The following is a 15,314-nucleotide window of genomic DNA, read 5'->3' as shown; positions in this document are numbered from 1 at the left end:
CTATTATGCTAAAATTCGCAAAAAATATAAAAATAAAGTAGATTAATGAAATTTTCAACAAAAAAACCAAAGAAAAAACTACATATGGTAAGCCTTGGCTGTACAAAAAACTTAGTAGATAGTGAAGTTATGTTAGGAAAATTAAGTGATTATGAACTAACAGATGATACACAAAATGCTGATGTTATTATCGTGAATACATGTGGATTTATAGATAGTGCAAAACAAGAGAGTATAAATACAATATTAAACCTTCATGAAGATAGAAAAAAAGAGTCAGTTTTAGTAATGGCTGGCTGTTTAAGTGAAAGATATAAAGAAGAACTTCAAGGTGAACTTCCTGAAATTGATGTTTTTACGGGAGTTGGAGATTATGATAAAATAGATTTACTTGTAAATGAAAAAAGAAGTAACTTTACAAATGAAGTATTTTTAGCAAGTGAAAATAATGAAAGAGTAATAACTGGTTCATCTTATCATGCATATGTTAAACTAAGTGAAGGCTGTAATCAGACTTGTTCATTTTGTGCAATTCCATCATTTAAAGGAAAACTACACTCAAGAACTTTAAGTTCACTTGTAAAAGAGGTAAAGCATTTGGTTTCAAAAGGTTATATTGATTTTTCATTTGTATCTCAAGATTCTTCTTCTTTTTTAAGAGATTTAGGAGAGAAGAATGGGCTTGAACTTTTAATAGACGAGATTGAAAAGATAGATGGTATAAAAACAGCTAGAATCTTATATCTGTATCCATCAACTACAACTTTAGGTTTGGTAGATAAAATAGCAAACTCTAAAGTTTTTGTAAACTATTTTGATATGCCACTTCAGCATATAACACAAAATATGCTTAAAATCATGAAAAGAGGAAAAGGAGTAGAACAATTAAATGAACTTATGAATTATATGAAAAGTAAACCAAACTCTTTTGTAAGAACTACTTTTATTGCTGGACATCCAGGAGAGAGTGAAGCAGATTTTGAAGAACTTTGTAATTATGTAGAAGAATTTAGTTTTGATAGAGCAAATGTTTTTTCATATTCAGATGAAGAAGGAACATCTGCAACTTTAAGAGAAGATAAAATAAAACAAGAGTTAATAGATGAAAGAGCAGATATTCTGGGTAGTATAATAGCTGAGACTACTCAAAAATCATTAGAAGATGAAGTAGGAAAAACTTTTGAAGTTTATATTGATGGAGAGAGTGAAGAACACGAATATCTACTTAGTGCTAGAAAAACTATTTGGGCACCAGATATTGATGGTGAAATTTATATCAATGACAATGAAAGTGAGCAAGAGTTAAAATTTGGACAAGTTTATACTGTAAAAGTAACTGAACTTGCTGGAGATAAACTACTTGCAACAGTTATAAAATAATGAACTTAGATTTTAGTGTAGTTAAAAATTCAAAAAATCTTCTAGCATTTTCAGGAGGTGTTGATTCTACTGCACTATTCTTCTTACTTTTAGAAAACAATATACCTTTTGATATAGCAATAGTAAACTATAATATCAGAGAACAATCAAAAAATGAGGTTTCATATGCTTTAAATTTAGCAAAAGAATATAATAAAAAAATATTTATAAAAAATGTAGAAATAAAGAATCTATCAAATTTTGAAAAAATAGCAAGAGATATAAGGTATGATTTTTTTGAAGAAATCATACAAAATAATTATTATGAAGTTTTAATCACTGCACATCAGCTAAATGATAAATTAGAGTGGTTTTTTATGCAATTATCAAAAGGTGCAGGACTTATAGAACTATTAGGTTTAACTGAAATAAAATATACAAATAATTATAAAACATATAAACCTTTACTAAACATATCAAAAGATGAATTAGAAGAATTTTTACAAAAAAACAATATAAAATATTTTATAGATAAATCAAATTTTGATGAAAAATATAAAAGAAATTATTTTCGACATAATTTTTCAGATAAATTTCTAAATGAATTTAAAAATGGAATAATAAACTCATTTATTTATTTAGAAAATGATTTAAACTCTTTAAATTTAGAGCTAAATCCAATTAAGAATATAGAAGAGTTAGAAATATTTAAAAATCAAAATGATGATAATTTAAATATTAGAATAATCGATAAATCTTTAAAGAGAAGAGGAATTTTACTAAGCTTCTTTCAAAGAGAAGAAATATTAAAACAAAAAGAAATTACGATTTCTCATAAAATAAATATTTCTATTACAAATAATTTTATTTATGTTGCACCAAAAGTTATTAGTATAATGCCAAAAAAATTTAAAGAAGAATGTAGAGTGAAGAAAATTCCAATAAATATGAGAGAATATATTTTTATTAATAAGATTAGTATAAAAGAATTAATTCTTTAAAAAACTTTTCATTTTCTTTATTTTATTCAATTCAAGTCTTACTGTTTCTTGATGTTGCTTTAAAAATTGGATATTTCTAAAAAACAGTTCTTCTAATCTTAATAAATCTGAAAGTTCTAAATCTAAATCTTCTATCTTATTATTTGTAAAATGATCATTATACCAGATAACTAAAGCATCTGCTTTATCGAATGAATCTAATGAATCAATATAATTTAATTCATTTAAAATTTTTAAAGATTTATTTCTTCTTTCCATGCGTCAATTAATCCTTGTGTAACTTTCATAACTTGATTGATAGAATTTATATTATCATCAATTCCTGCACTAAAAAGTGTTTCAATTTGATATAAATACAATCCATCTAAATAATAAGCAACTTCTCCACCATCAAAATCTAATACATTTCTAAGTTCATCAAAAATTGCAATTGCTTTATTTATATATGTAAATTTTTTTTCTACATCTCCATCTTGCATAGCACTTTTTACAAACGATAGATATTTTATAATCCCCTCATAAAGTTTTAAAACTAATGCATAAGGATCATCTGATATTGCATTTTGTTGATTATATAATTCAATCCCCATAAATCTTTAACTCCAAATTATAATTTTTTTGAGTATATAATATATTAGCTTAAATGCAAGGTGATTAAATCACCTTGCTATTTAGAAGCTGTTGATTGTTGAATCATCATTTTTAATCCAGAAAATGATGCTTCCATTTGGTTAATGATTACTCCATAAGAAGCAAATTGTTGAGCCATTAATGCATATTTATTATCTAAAGTAGTTTGAGCTGTTTCTTTTTCTTTTTTCATAGCTTCTTCTCTACTTAGCATATTTAATTCATAATCAATTAAACCTTTTTTAACTCCATTAATACTTATAGTTTCATCAAGTAAAGTTGCTATTCCTTTTTTTTCAGGAACACCAGCAAATAAATTTTCTAAATCTTTTGTACCATTTTTGATAGATTCTTCGAAATCTTTTGTACTAAAATTTAGATTTCCACTCTTTTCATCAAATGAAAATCCAAAACTGAATAATGATTTATCACTATTTCCAGTACTAAATAAATTTCCTTTTATTTGAGATAACATATCTCTTAAAGCACTTTTATCATAAACAGTTGATTCACTAGAATAAATTTCATTCTCTATTTCAGCTCTTAAATCATTATATGCAGTAGCAAAGTCTTGCATCTGTTTTGCTAAAGTTGTAGTATCATTTTCTATATTAATAGTAGATTCACCACCAGTTTTTGTAGCTGTTATTTTTAATCCATCTATTGTAACTGTATTTGTGCTATTTGAATACTCAATTCCATCTACTTTCATTTTCATATCTTGTGCTACAAGTACATGATAATTCTTTAAAACTTCAGGATCAGTTTCATTTACTTTAAATAATTCATTTGCAGCATTACCTGATAAGTTTAATGCATTCGCTGAACCAGTTTCTGTACTTTTAATTGATAATCTAAATCCACCACTAGAACTATCTACAAGTGAAGCTTGAATTCCATCTATTTTATTTATTTCTTCTGCTAGCTTACTATATGTCATACCATCAGTATTGATAGTTTTACCATTTATTACTAAATCACCTTTATTTACTAAATCACTTTTAGATCCACTTACAACATCTGTTTGCCAAGCATCTTTTTGTGCTAATTGTTCTACTTTTACACTCAAGCTTCCTGTTTTTAAAGCGCTTAAGTCATCTGAATCAAAAACTACACCATCTCCCATAACATTAGCACTCTTTTGGTTAAATGAATTTACACCACTTGATTGATTTAAAGAAAATACCTCAACTGCTTTTAAAAAATTATCTACTTTAGTACCAATATTTGAAATAACCTCTTTTTCTGTAGAAAAATTTTCTAATTTTTTTTCTAATGGATCAACCGTAGCTTTCTTCTCTGCTGCTTTTAATTTGTCTATTAAATCATTATTTAGTGACGCTGCTTGTCCAGAACCAAGCCCTAAAACTCCATCTGCCATTTGCTACTCCTTTTATAAAATTTATCTCTTCATTCCAAGAAGAGTTTGAATCATTTGATCAACTGTCGTAATAACTTGAGCACTTGCACTAAATGCTGCTTGAAATTTCATTAAATCTAACATCTCATCATCTGATTTAACCTTAACTACATCATTATAAGATGTTCCTAAATTTTGTGCAATACTATCTTGAACTTCAAAAGCATAGTTTGATTCTTCTTTATCCGTAGATATATTTACTCTTAAATTTCTAAAATATTCAGTCAAAGATGTAGTATTTTTTGCATTTGGATCTTGTGCTTTTCCATCGAAAGACAAATCATTCTTCCATTGAATTGACGCAAGATAATCAAGATTTTCTTGATTCAAATCATTAACTGCATTTTTATCAAATTTTAACGTTTTTATACTAGAACCACTAAATAGATTTAGTTCTACAATATCTCCTCCATTTGGAGGAAAAGGTGCGGTATTATGTGCATCTACTCCATTTTGTCCATAAATATAATCATTTTGTCCAACTCTAATATATGAAGAACTAATATCTGCTAAAGTTTGTGCAAAGTTATCTAACTGATCAAGATATGATTGAAATTTATTATTTGGATTTGATGTAGATAAATTTTCTACTTGTGCTTTAATAGTTCCACTTTTTAAATCTAAGTTCTCTTCCCAAATTTTTAAAACTACATCACTTTGTGCAACTTTACTCTCTTTGTCATTTTTATAAATAGTTTCTCTACTATCTACATTTGTCCCTGTCTTTCTTGTAACACTAAAGTTTCCTATAAAATCATTTTCCTTACCAGGGTCATTTGATTCTATTCTTAAATAATTATCTGAATTTGGATACATTGGTACTTTATTTCCATTGGTATCAGTTGTATATTCACCATTGTAAGCAGTTACTAATTTACTCATATTTGAATCAGAATTTATTTTAACCATAAATGCTCTTGTTAAATTGTCATTATCAACAACCATTGTGGATATAGTACCATCACCATTCCAATCACCTGTAATAGTTTCTCCTATTTGTACACTAACAGAATATTCATTATTTAATTTATAAGTTATAATATCATCTGTATCATAAGGTGCTTTTGCTGTAAAATCAGAATTGTATTTTAAAGAATCAAAGGCAGTTGTTGAGCCATCAGAATTACTTCTTATATGATTATATTTATCTACTTGATTAGTTTTTACATCATGAATCTCTATTTCTCTTTCAAATGTATTATTACTTAAAGCTACAACTCCACCAATTTTTATTTCATAAAAACCTTGATCTCTATTAATATCAACATCAACATATTTTGATAATTCTAGTTCTAATAAATCTCTTTTATCTAATAAATCATTTGTAGATGTACCATATTTTTCTATTTTTGCATTTGTATCTGCTATATCTTTAAGTATAGAATTTACTTTATTTACATCTGTTTTTAATTCTACTCTTTCTGTTTGTTGTTGTTTTTGTACACTTGAATATAGATTTTGTAATGATTCAACAATAACTGCACCTTGACTTTGTAAAGCACTTCTATATACTTGTGAACTTGGATTTGTTCTTAAATTTTCTACAGATTGAAAATATCTATTTAAGTCAACAGAAAAACCACTACTATCTGTCTCCTTAAAAATAGTTTCAACTCCACCTAACATATTTGTCAATTTATCATAGTAGTTAGCTTTTGTACTTTCCTGTATAAATTTATCATACATATATTGTGAAGTTATTCTAGATACACCATCATAACTAACACCTTGTCCATTTATGTGAACCCCATATTGAGAAATTTCACTTAAATCAGCAACTCTTTTTTTATATCCTGGAGTATTGGCATTTGCTTGATTATTACCAACATTTTCTATTGCATATCTTGCAGTTTTTAACCCTGTTTGGGAAACGCTTAATGTAGAAAACATATTAACTCCTTTTTATAATCTTTAAAATTATAAGATTACATTTCTTAAATTTAGTTTAAAATGGCCATATTGCTCTAAGTATTCTTGTTCCCCATGGAACTTGTAAAATATCAGATTCAACTCCATCTTTTTTATATAACAATTTTAAATTAGCAATTTGAGAAGAATTTATAGAATTATCAGAAGATATATCATAAGGACGTATAACCCCTGTTATAATAATCTCTTGTTTTTGACCATCTAATATAACTTCTTTATTCCCCTTTATAAAATAGTTTCCATTTTGGTAAGTTTCTTCTATTACAGCAGAAATTTTTGTATCAAAATTTTCTTTTACTTCTGTTTTTACTTTCCCCTTATCACTATCACTACTTTTTGTATTAAAATTAACTCCTAAATTTGAATTAAATTTATCTGTTGCACTTCCAACTGCTCCACTTAAATTATTACCACCCATAGAAGCAAACATTCCCCCACCAAATTCATTTTTTCTATCACTTGTAAGTTCTCTTTTATTATCACTTTTTTGCGTAAGTCCTTCATTTATCTCAATTTGGATGATATCTCCAATTTGTAAATCTTTTTTATCTGCAAAAAGTGATGCTCCCTGAACAGAATATAAAGATCCTTTATTCTTTTTTGCAACAGGAACTTCTTTTGGTACTTGCTGTTCTGGTTTTGAAAAATTTATTTCAGGCTCTGATATTGCCCCACAAGCTGTAAATAATAGCGTTAAACTAGTTAATGTTATAATTTGTTTTATCATTTCAACCTACTTTTCAAAATATGTTCTATATCAATAACTACTACTACTTCATTAAAAGTTCTTTTAACTAAAGCCATAGCACCATACCTAATTGTAATAGCATCAATATTAGTATTTGGTTTAAAAATATACACTATCTTGTTTTTTACTATTTTCACATCTTCAATATACTCTTGTCCAATTAAATCTACAACTTTTTCGGCCTCAATTAAAATAATTCTTTGAGCATCTTGTTGTTCTTTTTCTTTTTTTTCTTTTTCAATTTTTACAAGTTTTAATTCTTCTTCTTGAGCTTTTTGTAGTTCTAATTTTATAGTATTTTTTTGTTCATTTAAATAAATTAAATATACTATACCAAAACAGAGTAAGACAATAAATAATAGTTTTAATATACTATTGTTTTTTTTTCTTTTTTTAACTGCTACTATCATCTATTTTATTACAAATGTAGTAAATAAAATATTACTTACTACATTACTGTTAGTTCTTGTAACATAGTTTATAATATTATTTATTTCACTTATTAATTCATCTTTTAATTGATTTTTACCACCTACAGTCAAAAGTTCTTCAGAGCTTCTTGAACTAACTTGAGTAATTACAACATCAGTAATCTCAGCTAAATAATCTTGAACTATTTTTTCAATAGTAGGATCACTACTTCTTATAGAAAAAGATAATTTCATAATCTTTTCTCTACCTCTTGAATCTGTAAGATTTAAAACTAATTCATTTACATCTGCTTTGAATTTTGCATCAACTCCAGCTCCAGATGATGAATTATTGTTAGTTACTAATTCTTCTTTTGTTTGCTCACTATTTGAACTACTATTAGAGATTTTATCTAATAAAAAATATGTACCACCAGCAACAACCATTATTAAAACAATCACAAGTACTAATAAAACTATTAATATACCTTTACCATCTGATGGTTTTTTTACTACTTCATTCTCATCTGCCATTTTTAGTCCCTTTTGTCTTTATTATATCTTTCAAGTTTTTGAGTTAGAATAGACGCATTTTCCAAACTTAAAAATTTCATAATATTAGAAATATTTGCTTCCTTTAATCTAATGATTATATCAAAAACATCTTCAAGTTTTCCTTCTAGTATCATCTGATCGAAAATTTCTGCTGCTACTTTTGCTTTCATAAGTTCAAAAACTCTAATCGATTTTTTTTGAATTTCAGCTCTTATATCTTTTAAAATTTGTTCATTTTTATCATGTAATCTTTTTATTTCAGCTTTTTCTTGCTCTATTTTGGTAAGTATTTCTTCTAACTCTTTTTTATTTAATTGATACTCTTTTTCTTTTTCTGTATAAAAATTGTTTAACTCATTTTTTAACTCTAACACTTCCATTTTTTGTCTAGTTAAAGAACTACTTGTTTCTATATTTGCATTTAAAGTTATCGCAAAAAAAAGTATAATAAAAAATTTATAAATCAAAATTAAGCCCTTATATATTTACTTTGTATAAACTCTTCTGATTCTAAAGCCTGCATATCCATAAGAATTTTATTTTTTTCTTTTTTTTCTTCTTCTAAAATATATTTATACTGCTCACTCTCTTTTTGAAGTTCTATAATTTCATATAAAAGTCCTTCTATTTTTTTTAATAAAGTATTTTTCTTTACTAAAAGTTCTTGCATATAAAATCTCAAACTATCTTTATGCATGGCTAATATCATAAAATCAGAGATAGAACCAAATTTATCTACAGTTGCAGTATTTATTCTATGTTGTATACTATCAACTTCTTCATTTATTCTATCAACTTCATGCTCTAAAGTTGATTTCTCAATCAATTTTTGTTCAGTTTGATTTTTCTTTAAGTTATATAATTTATCTATCAAAATTTAATTCCCAAAAACTAGAATTATATTCCAAAGTTCAGTTGCAAAAGTTTGCATATGTTCACCAACCCAAGGTAAAGTAATCAAAATAAAAATAGAAACAATTATCATCTTAGGAACAAAAGACAATGAAGCATCGTTTACTTGTGTAACTGCTGAAAATATAGATATAATCAACCCTATAATCATACTAACAATCAAAGAGGGAAGCCCTATTAATAATATTAATTTAACAGTATTTTGTGAGATTGCTAGTAAATCCATATTTAATCTTTAATTTTAATAGTGATCTCTAAAGTTTTATTATTTAATAAATTAGAAATCAAATTAGCTATATCTTGAACATTTGTACTATTAAGTTCAACAGTTCCACTATTTTTTTCTATAACTTTTTCATTTTTAGGTTCACTAATACTACTTGGAATGTCTTCCAATGCAGCTATTAAATCTTGCTCATTTAAGCTATCTAGTTCTAAAAACTCATCACCCATACTATTATCTCCTTGAATATTATCATCTTCATAAATATCTCTAATAATTATTTCTTTTTTTTCATCATTAAAATCTTCTAAGTTATTAATTATATCTTTATTTTCATTTATTATAAGCTCATTATTATTTTCAAAAACTAGACTTTCATCTGGACTGATTATTCCATCTTCTAAATTTTCCACTTTACTATCATGAATAAAATCATTTATAAATTCTTTTTCTTCTAAAATAGGTTTTTGAGGAAAAATTTCATCTAAAAAATTTACATCTTCAAATGTTTCAGTTACATAATCTAAATCTTCTTCATCTAAAATACTTGAATTTAAGATATCTGCTAAAATATCTTCATCGCTTTTTGTACTATCATTATAAATTGAATCATCATCATAGTCATAAGATACATTATTTAATCCAAAATCTTCACTAAAATCTTCTAAAAAGGAGAACTCGTTATCTTTTTTATCTTCTATTTTAATACTTTCATCTTCAATCAAATTATCAAGTTCTTTTATATTTAGTCCTATAGGTTCTTCATTAATATGTTCATTCTCACTATTTAAAAGTCCAGATAATTCACTATCTAAAATTAAAGAATCTTCGTTTAAATCTAAATTATCATTTTGAGTTAAATTTTGTCTATTATATTTCCTTACAATATAATGAGGAAGTTCATCTAAAGAGTCTATTGATAAATCATCTACTCCACATTCAAGTAAAAATTCTTCTTCAATACCATCTTTAGGTCTTAGAAATTTAAATTTATTTTTTTTCCTAATTATTTTATCATCATCTATTAAATATACATCATTTGGATTTGAAGATATATTTTCTTTTAATGTTTTAATTTCATTTATTTCAACTATTTTTAAATCATCTAATTCTTCATTTATTTTTGAATCTTGTAAAATTTTATGTATATCTTTTTTAAAACTCTGATTTCCATAGATAAAAATATTCAATATTTTCCTTAATAAAATAAAATATTGCTTAGATTATACCTTTTTTTATTAAATTTTCGATAAAATATTTGTTAAAAATATATGAAGGATTTTTTTGAAAATTTTTATTATTATTTCTTTATTAATAACTTCTTTATTTTCTCAAACTATAAAAGATATTTCAAATGTTATAGGAATAAGAGATAATCAACTTATTGGTTATGGACTTATTGTTGGGCTTGCAGGAACTGGAGATAAATCTAAATTTACAATGCAAAGTTTACAGAACTTACTTACAAACTCTTATATTAAAATACCTGCTGGTTCTATTAATTCAAAAAATATAGCCGCTGTTATGGTAACTGCTGATTTACCTCCATTTTCAAGACAAGGGGATAAAATAAAAGTTACAGTTTCAACTATTGGAGATTCAACATCAATAGATTATGGAGAGCTTTTACTAACTCAACTAAAAGGCGTTGATGGAAATGTTTATGCTGTAGCCCAAGGAACAGTAACTGCAAATACAAATAATAAAACAACTGGTTTTATATACGAAGGTGCTACTGTTGAAAATGAATTAGAGTATGAATTACAAAATGAAAAATCTATTCAATTAAGTTTAATAAAAAGTTCTGCAAAGAATGCAGATTTAATAGAGAAAAAAATAAATGAAACTTTTGGTCAAAGATTAGCAACTGCAATTGATACAAGAACTATTGAAGTTATAAAACCAAATAACATGTCAATAGTTAGTTTTATATCTAAGGTTGAAAATATTGAACTTGATTCAACATTTAGAAAAAAATTAATTATAGATGTAAATAGAGAATCTATAATAACAGGAGGAGATGTCGTGATATCTCCTATTACTATAGCAAGAGATACTTTTACAATCAGGATTAATAAATCTGATTTATCTGAAGAAAATTGGAACAATCCTTCTGTAAATAAAGGTGAAGATATTGGTGATGATGTAAGAATTGCAAATAAACCTGTAATTGATATAAATAATGCGATGATAAATACAAAAAAAGATCCTACAATATCAGATCTTGTTCGCTCTATGAAAGTTATGAAAGTTCCAATGAATGAGATAATAGACACTATAAAAATGATAAAAGAAATGGGTGCTATTGATGTTGATATTGAGTTAAGAGGTTAATATGGCAGAATTTTTAAGTCAAGATGAAATTGATGCTCTTTTAGATATTGCTGAACAAGGTGATGATTTTGATGGTACTAATCCTCTTGATAAATTTACAGCAAAAGAGAAAAACTACTCTATTTATGATTTTAAAAAACCAAATAGAGTAACTCTTGATCAATTAAAAGCTCTTACAACAATGCATGATAAAATGTTAAGAGAATTTACAAATGATTTATCTTCTATGCTTAGAAAAGTTGTAGATGTAAAACTTACATCTATTGAGCAGATGACTTATGGAGAGTTTATTTTATCAATTCCACAAGTGACTTCACTTAGTACACTATCTATGAAACCACTTGATGGGAAAATAGTAATAGAGTGTAACCCTACAATTTCTCATAAAGTTATTGCTGATTTACTTGGAAGTGGGGCAGTAAATACTATGGATAATTTAGATAGAGAACTTACAGAAATTGAGATAAAAGTTCTTGAACATTTTTATAAAATGTTTATTAAGATTTTATATAAAACATGGAGTGATGTCTCTAGTTTAAATTTTAGAATAGAATCTAGTGATACAAATGCAAATGCTATTCAAATTGTTTCAGACCACGATATAGTTCTACTAGTTGTATTTGAAATAACTATAGACGAAGACTCTGGATTCTTGTCTATTTGTTACCCTATTTCTTACATAGAACCTCTTTTAAATAAAATTGTTGATAAAATTTTTAGTGAAGGTAAAAATAAAAAACTTAGCCGTAAACAAGATATTAAAACTCTAATTTCTGGATCAAGAATGAAAATAGAACCAATTATGGCTGAAACTGAGATGACAACTCTAGAAATTTTAAATTTAAAAGAGGGAGATGTAATAGTATTTAACAAAAATGCAACTTCTAATGATGCTATAGTTTATGTAAATAAAAAAGAAAAATTTTCAGCTGCTTGTGGAATATCAAACAATAGAAAAGCTATAGAATTAAAATCAAATCTTGATAAAGAGCAACAAGAGACACTTGAATCTCTTAGAATCATGAGAGAAGAACGAGAACAAAAAGCAAAAGAGAATGCTGAAAATATTAAAAAACTTCTAAGTGAAAGAAAATCCAGTTCTATTCCTATAGGATAATTTTAACTCAATTTGTTCTCAATATTTTTTATCGAGAACAAATTTTATTTTTAGTCTTCTAAACTCCAAGAGAGTATTTCTCCTGCATACATAGGAACAACTACCTCATCTTTGTATCTATACTCATTTGGAACATTAAAATCTTTTTTTACTAGATTTATAGTTTTTGATTTTAAATCTAAATTATAGATTTTTTTAGCATTATTTGATACAAAATTATTCAAATTCTCTAAAGCATTATGTTTTTCAAAAAGTTCAACTAATACTTGAAGAGCAATAGGAGATGTGAAAACACCAGCAGCACAACCACAGCACTCTTTTTTATGTTTTGGGTGAGGAGCACTATCACTTCCAAACATAAGTTTTGGGTGTGCTTTTAGTGCTGCATTTAAAAGTGCAGTTCTATCAACTGGTGTTTTTGCTATTGGTTTACAAAATAGATGCGGAGCCAACATACCACCAGCGACATCATCTAAAGTTATTAGTAAATGGTGTAAAGTTACAGTTGCAAAAAGATTATCATATTTATCTAATAGTTCAACTGCATCTTTTGTAGTAATATGCTCCATAATAATTTTTAAATTTGGGAAAGCTTGAGCAATAGATTCATATATTGGCATAAACTCTTTTTCTCTATCCATTACAAAACCATTTGTTTCACCATGAATACATAGTGGAATTCCTAATTTACTCATAGATTCTAATGTTGTTCTTAAAACTTCAATATCCATAGATGAAACTCCTGTTTCAGAGTTTGTAGTAATTCCTGCTGGATATAATTTTATTCCTATTATCTCATCTTTTATATCTTCTAAAAATTCAAAACTATAGTTGTTTTGGAAAAATAAAGTCATAAAAGGAATAAAATTATCTCCATTACATGAATCAAGTATTCTATTTTTATATGATATCAAAGCTTCTTTAGTTGTAATTGGAGGAACTAGATTTGGCATAACTAAAGCACCACTAAAAGTTTTAGAAGTAAGAGGAGCGACAAGCCTAAGCATGTCGTTATCTCTTAAATGTAAGTGCATATCTAATGGTTCATTTAAAATAAATGTTTTCGCCATTAAATAGCCTCCTCATCTTGTTCACCAGTTCTTATTCTGATAACTTTCTCTATTGGAGAAACAAATATTTTTCCATCTCCAATTTTTCCAGTTTTAGCTGCTTCAGTAATTACTGAAATTGTAGAATCAACATCTTCATCTGAAACTATTAACTCAATTTTAATTTTTGGTAGAAAATCAACAACATACTCAGCACCTCTATAAAGCTCACTATGCCCTTGTTGTCTTCCATATCCTTTCACATCAGACACAGTCATTCCTGCAACTCCAATTTGAACTAGTGCTTCTTTAACTTCTTCAAATTTGAAGGGTTTTACTATTGCTTCTATTTTTTTCAAGATCAATCCTTTCTTTAGTTCAATTATTTTAACAAAAGTTTATTAAACTAATATTATATTAGAATGCTCGTTTAAACTCTGGATAAGCTTCTAATCCGCACTCTCCAACATCTAAGCCTTGTAATTCATCATCTTTTTTCGTTCTTATAGGTATAATTTTATTTAAAATAAATAATAGTACAAAAGATATTACAAAGACAAAAACTCCAACGAATACAACACCTTTTAATTGAGCTAAAAATGAGATATCACTAACAAAAATCCCAACAGCTAATGTTCCCCATATTCCATTTATTAAGTGTACAGATAAAGCTCCAACAGGATCATCTATTCTTAACTTATCAAACATAAATACTCCAAGTACAACTAACACCCCACCAATTGCACCTACTAAAATTGGAGAATAAACACCCATTACATCTGCACCTGCTGTAATAGATACTAATCCACCTAATCCACCATTTAATATCATAGTGATATCAAATTTTCTGTACATTACATACATCATGATTGCTACTGCTATTGCTCCTGCAAAACCAGCTGTGTTTGTATTTAAAATTACTAATGATACTAAATGTGCATCTTCTTTAGTTGCCATAGTTCCTACACTTCCACCATTAAATCCAAACCAACCAATCCATAATAATAAAGCACCTAAAGTTACTAAAGGTATATTTGAAGCTGGTATTACTCTAATTCCACCATCTTTAGTATATCTTCCTGTTCTTGCACCAATTATTAATAAAGCAGCGAGTAAAGCCCAACCACCAGTACTATGAATAATTGTTGATCCAGCTAAATCATGCATAGATGATATATCTAAGATAGTATCTTTTAAGAAGTTTGTTCCCCATGTTAAATTAACTACTAATGGATATAAAATTGTCCCCATAATTAGTGTAAATATTGCTAGAGGTACAACCCTAGCTCTTTCACTAATACCACCACTCATAACATTCATTGCTTTTCCAACGAAAGCCATTTGAAATAAAACAGTTGCATAATTTATAGTTTGATCATTTAAACCTTCGCCAAAAGCTACTGTATAACCAACTAATACAAAACCCAATGATGCAATTGCAAAAATAAGAATATTTATAACTAAGACAGCAGTAACATTTTTTGTTCTAACAATTCCCGCTTCTAACATAGCAAAGCCAGGATACATAAAAACAACTAAAGTCATTGCAAACAGTACGTAGAGTGTGTCAATAATATATGACATATCAGACATTGTTTCCATAAAGTAGTCCTTTTAGAGATTAAAG

The 15,314-nt window shown here is 26.7% G+C and carries 18 protein-coding genes; 4 read left to right on the top strand and 14 right to left on the bottom strand.

Features of this window, described 5'->3' with window-relative positions; all coding sequences use genetic code 11:
- The first annotated feature begins 45 nt into the window (after window positions 1-45).
- Window positions 46-1,380: a 30S ribosomal protein S12 methylthiotransferase RimO gene (gene rimO, locus ALANTH_RS01245; protein ID WP_026807238.1), complete on the top strand. Its 1,335-nt coding sequence runs from the start codon at window positions 46-48 to the stop codon at window positions 1,378-1,380.
- Window positions 1,380-2,360: a tRNA lysidine(34) synthetase TilS gene (gene tilS / locus ALANTH_RS01240; RefSeq protein ID WP_026807237.1), complete on the top strand. Its 981-nt coding sequence runs from the start codon at window positions 1,380-1,382 to the stop codon at window positions 2,358-2,360. The genes rimO and tilS overlap by 1 nt, the downstream gene beginning before the upstream one ends.
- Here tilS and ALANTH_RS01235 read toward each other — a convergent pair.
- The 11 genes from ALANTH_RS01235 to ALANTH_RS01185 all read right to left on the bottom strand — a co-directional run bounded on the left by ALANTH_RS01235 (window position 2,349) and on the right by ALANTH_RS01185 (window position 10,377).
- Complete coding sequence (locus tag ALANTH_RS01235) at window positions 2,349-2,618, bottom strand: hypothetical protein (protein WP_026803055.1); 270 nt, start codon at window positions 2,616-2,618, stop codon at window positions 2,349-2,351. The genes tilS and ALANTH_RS01235 overlap by 12 nt on opposite strands.
- The gene (gene fliS / locus ALANTH_RS01230; RefSeq protein WP_026807236.1) at window positions 2,594-2,950 is read right to left on the bottom strand and encodes a flagellar export chaperone FliS; all 357 of its coding nucleotides are present in this window, start codon (window positions 2,948-2,950) and stop codon (window positions 2,594-2,596) included. Before fliS ends, ALANTH_RS01235 begins: the two co-directional genes overlap by 25 nt.
- A gap of 77 nt (window positions 2,951-3,027) precedes the next feature.
- On the bottom strand, window positions 3,028-4,371 hold the full coding sequence (gene fliD / locus ALANTH_RS01225) for a flagellar filament capping protein FliD (RefSeq protein WP_026803053.1): 1,344 nt from the start codon (window positions 4,369-4,371) through the stop codon (window positions 3,028-3,030).
- Between the two features lie 21 nt (window positions 4,372-4,392).
- Window positions 4,393-6,300: a flagellar hook-associated protein FlgK gene (locus tag ALANTH_RS01220; protein ID WP_026807235.1), complete on the bottom strand. Its 1,908-nt coding sequence runs from the start codon at window positions 6,298-6,300 to the stop codon at window positions 4,393-4,395.
- Window positions 6,301-6,355: 55 nt separating this feature from the next.
- Window positions 6,356-7,066: a flagellar basal body L-ring protein FlgH gene (locus ALANTH_RS01215; RefSeq protein WP_228131097.1), complete on the bottom strand. Its 711-nt coding sequence runs from the start codon at window positions 7,064-7,066 to the stop codon at window positions 6,356-6,358.
- Window positions 7,063-7,497 (bottom strand): hypothetical protein, encoded by a 435-nt coding sequence (locus tag ALANTH_RS01210; RefSeq protein ID WP_026807234.1) that lies wholly within the window; start codon window positions 7,495-7,497, stop codon window positions 7,063-7,065. The genes ALANTH_RS01215 and ALANTH_RS01210 overlap by 4 nt, the downstream gene beginning before the upstream one ends.
- The gene (locus ALANTH_RS01205) at window positions 7,498-8,031 is read right to left on the bottom strand and encodes a flagellar basal body-associated FliL family protein (RefSeq protein WP_026803049.1); all 534 of its coding nucleotides are present in this window, start codon (window positions 8,029-8,031) and stop codon (window positions 7,498-7,500) included. It abuts the gene before it with no gap.
- Between the two features lie 2 nt (window positions 8,032-8,033).
- A complete protein-coding gene (locus ALANTH_RS01200) occupies window positions 8,034-8,519 on the bottom strand; it encodes a MotE family protein (RefSeq protein ID WP_026803048.1) in 486 nt (161 codons plus the stop codon).
- 2 nt (window positions 8,520-8,521) lie between these two features.
- Window positions 8,522-8,926 carry a hypothetical protein gene (locus ALANTH_RS01195; RefSeq protein WP_026807233.1) on the bottom strand — a complete coding sequence of 135 codons (405 nt, stop codon included), beginning with the start codon at window positions 8,924-8,926 and terminating at the stop codon, window positions 8,522-8,524.
- A gap of 3 nt (window positions 8,927-8,929) precedes the next feature.
- Entirely contained in the window at window positions 8,930-9,190 is a 261-nt protein-coding gene (locus ALANTH_RS01190; protein WP_026803046.1) for a flagellar biosynthetic protein FliQ, read from the bottom strand.
- Window positions 9,191-9,192: 2 nt separating this feature from the next.
- Window positions 9,193-10,377 (bottom strand): hypothetical protein, encoded by a 1,185-nt coding sequence (locus ALANTH_RS01185; protein ID WP_026807232.1) that lies wholly within the window; start codon window positions 10,375-10,377, stop codon window positions 9,193-9,195.
- Between the two features lie 94 nt (window positions 10,378-10,471).
- Here ALANTH_RS01185 and ALANTH_RS01180 point away from each other — a divergent pair, with 94 nt between their 5' ends.
- A complete protein-coding gene (locus tag ALANTH_RS01180; protein WP_026807231.1) occupies window positions 10,472-11,521 on the top strand; it encodes a flagellar basal body P-ring protein FlgI in 1,050 nt (349 codons plus the stop codon).
- Window position 11,522: 1 nt separating this feature from the next.
- On the top strand, window positions 11,523-12,638 hold the full coding sequence (gene fliM, locus ALANTH_RS01175) for a flagellar motor switch protein FliM (protein ID WP_026803043.1): 1,116 nt from the start codon (window positions 11,523-11,525) through the stop codon (window positions 12,636-12,638).
- 50 nt (window positions 12,639-12,688) lie between these two features.
- Here fliM and pyrC read toward each other — a convergent pair whose 3' ends face one another.
- From pyrC to ALANTH_RS01160, 3 genes are read right to left on the bottom strand one after another with little or no spacing between them, the layout of a single operon-like run.
- Window positions 12,689-13,708 (bottom strand): dihydroorotase, encoded by a 1,020-nt coding sequence (gene pyrC, locus ALANTH_RS01170; protein WP_026807230.1) that lies wholly within the window; start codon window positions 13,706-13,708, stop codon window positions 12,689-12,691.
- Complete coding sequence (locus tag ALANTH_RS01165; RefSeq protein WP_026803041.1) at window positions 13,708-14,046, bottom strand: P-II family nitrogen regulator; 339 nt, start codon at window positions 14,044-14,046, stop codon at window positions 13,708-13,710. Before ALANTH_RS01165 ends, pyrC begins: the two co-directional genes overlap by 1 nt.
- Window positions 14,047-14,104: 58 nt before the next feature.
- Window positions 14,105-15,289, bottom strand: coding sequence for an ammonium transporter (locus ALANTH_RS01160; RefSeq protein ID WP_026807229.1), 1,185 nt, complete (start codon window positions 15,287-15,289; stop codon window positions 14,105-14,107).
- Window positions 15,290-15,314 lie beyond the last annotated feature (25 nt).

The sequence above is a fragment of the Aliarcobacter lanthieri genome (genome assembly GCF_013201625.1).
GTDB classification, from domain to species: Bacteria; Campylobacterota; Campylobacteria; order Campylobacterales; family Arcobacteraceae; genus Aliarcobacter; species Aliarcobacter lanthieri.
This window is presented reverse-complemented; position numbering and strand designations above follow the sequence as displayed.

Coding starts and splice junctions, on each gene's coding strand:
- tilS (WP_026807237.1), top strand. CDS start 1,380: ATGAACTTAGATTTTAGTGTAGTTAAAAATTCAAAAAATCTTCTAGCA.
- ALANTH_RS01205 (WP_026803049.1), bottom strand. CDS start 8,031: ATGGCAGATGAGAATGAAGTAGTAAAAAAACCATCAGATGGTAAAGGT.
- rimO (WP_026807238.1), top strand. CDS start 46: ATGAAATTTTCAACAAAAAAACCAAAGAAAAAACTACATATGGTAAGC.
- fliS (WP_026807236.1), bottom strand. CDS start 2,950: ATGGGGATTGAATTATATAATCAACAAAATGCAATATCAGATGATCCT.
- fliM (WP_026803043.1), top strand. CDS start 11,523: ATGGCAGAATTTTTAAGTCAAGATGAAATTGATGCTCTTTTAGATATT.
- ALANTH_RS01220 (WP_026807235.1), bottom strand. CDS start 6,300: ATGTTTTCTACATTAAGCGTTTCCCAAACAGGGTTAAAAACTGCAAGA.
- fliD (WP_026803053.1), bottom strand. CDS start 4,371: ATGGCAGATGGAGTTTTAGGGCTTGGTTCTGGACAAGCAGCGTCACTA.
- ALANTH_RS01210 (WP_026807234.1), bottom strand. CDS start 7,497: ATGATAGTAGCAGTTAAAAAAAGAAAAAAAAACAATAGTATATTAAAA.
- ALANTH_RS01235 (WP_026803055.1), bottom strand. CDS start 2,618: ATGGAAAGAAGAAATAAATCTTTAAAAATTTTAAATGAATTAAATTAT.
- ALANTH_RS01160 (WP_026807229.1), bottom strand. CDS start 15,289: ATGGAAACAATGTCTGATATGTCATATATTATTGACACACTCTACGTA.
- ALANTH_RS01215 (WP_228131097.1), bottom strand. CDS start 7,066: ATGATAAAACAAATTATAACATTAACTAGTTTAACGCTATTATTTACA.
- ALANTH_RS01190 (WP_026803046.1), bottom strand. CDS start 9,190: ATGGATTTACTAGCAATCTCACAAAATACTGTTAAATTAATATTATTA.
- pyrC (WP_026807230.1), bottom strand. CDS start 13,708: ATGGCGAAAACATTTATTTTAAATGAACCATTAGATATGCACTTACAT.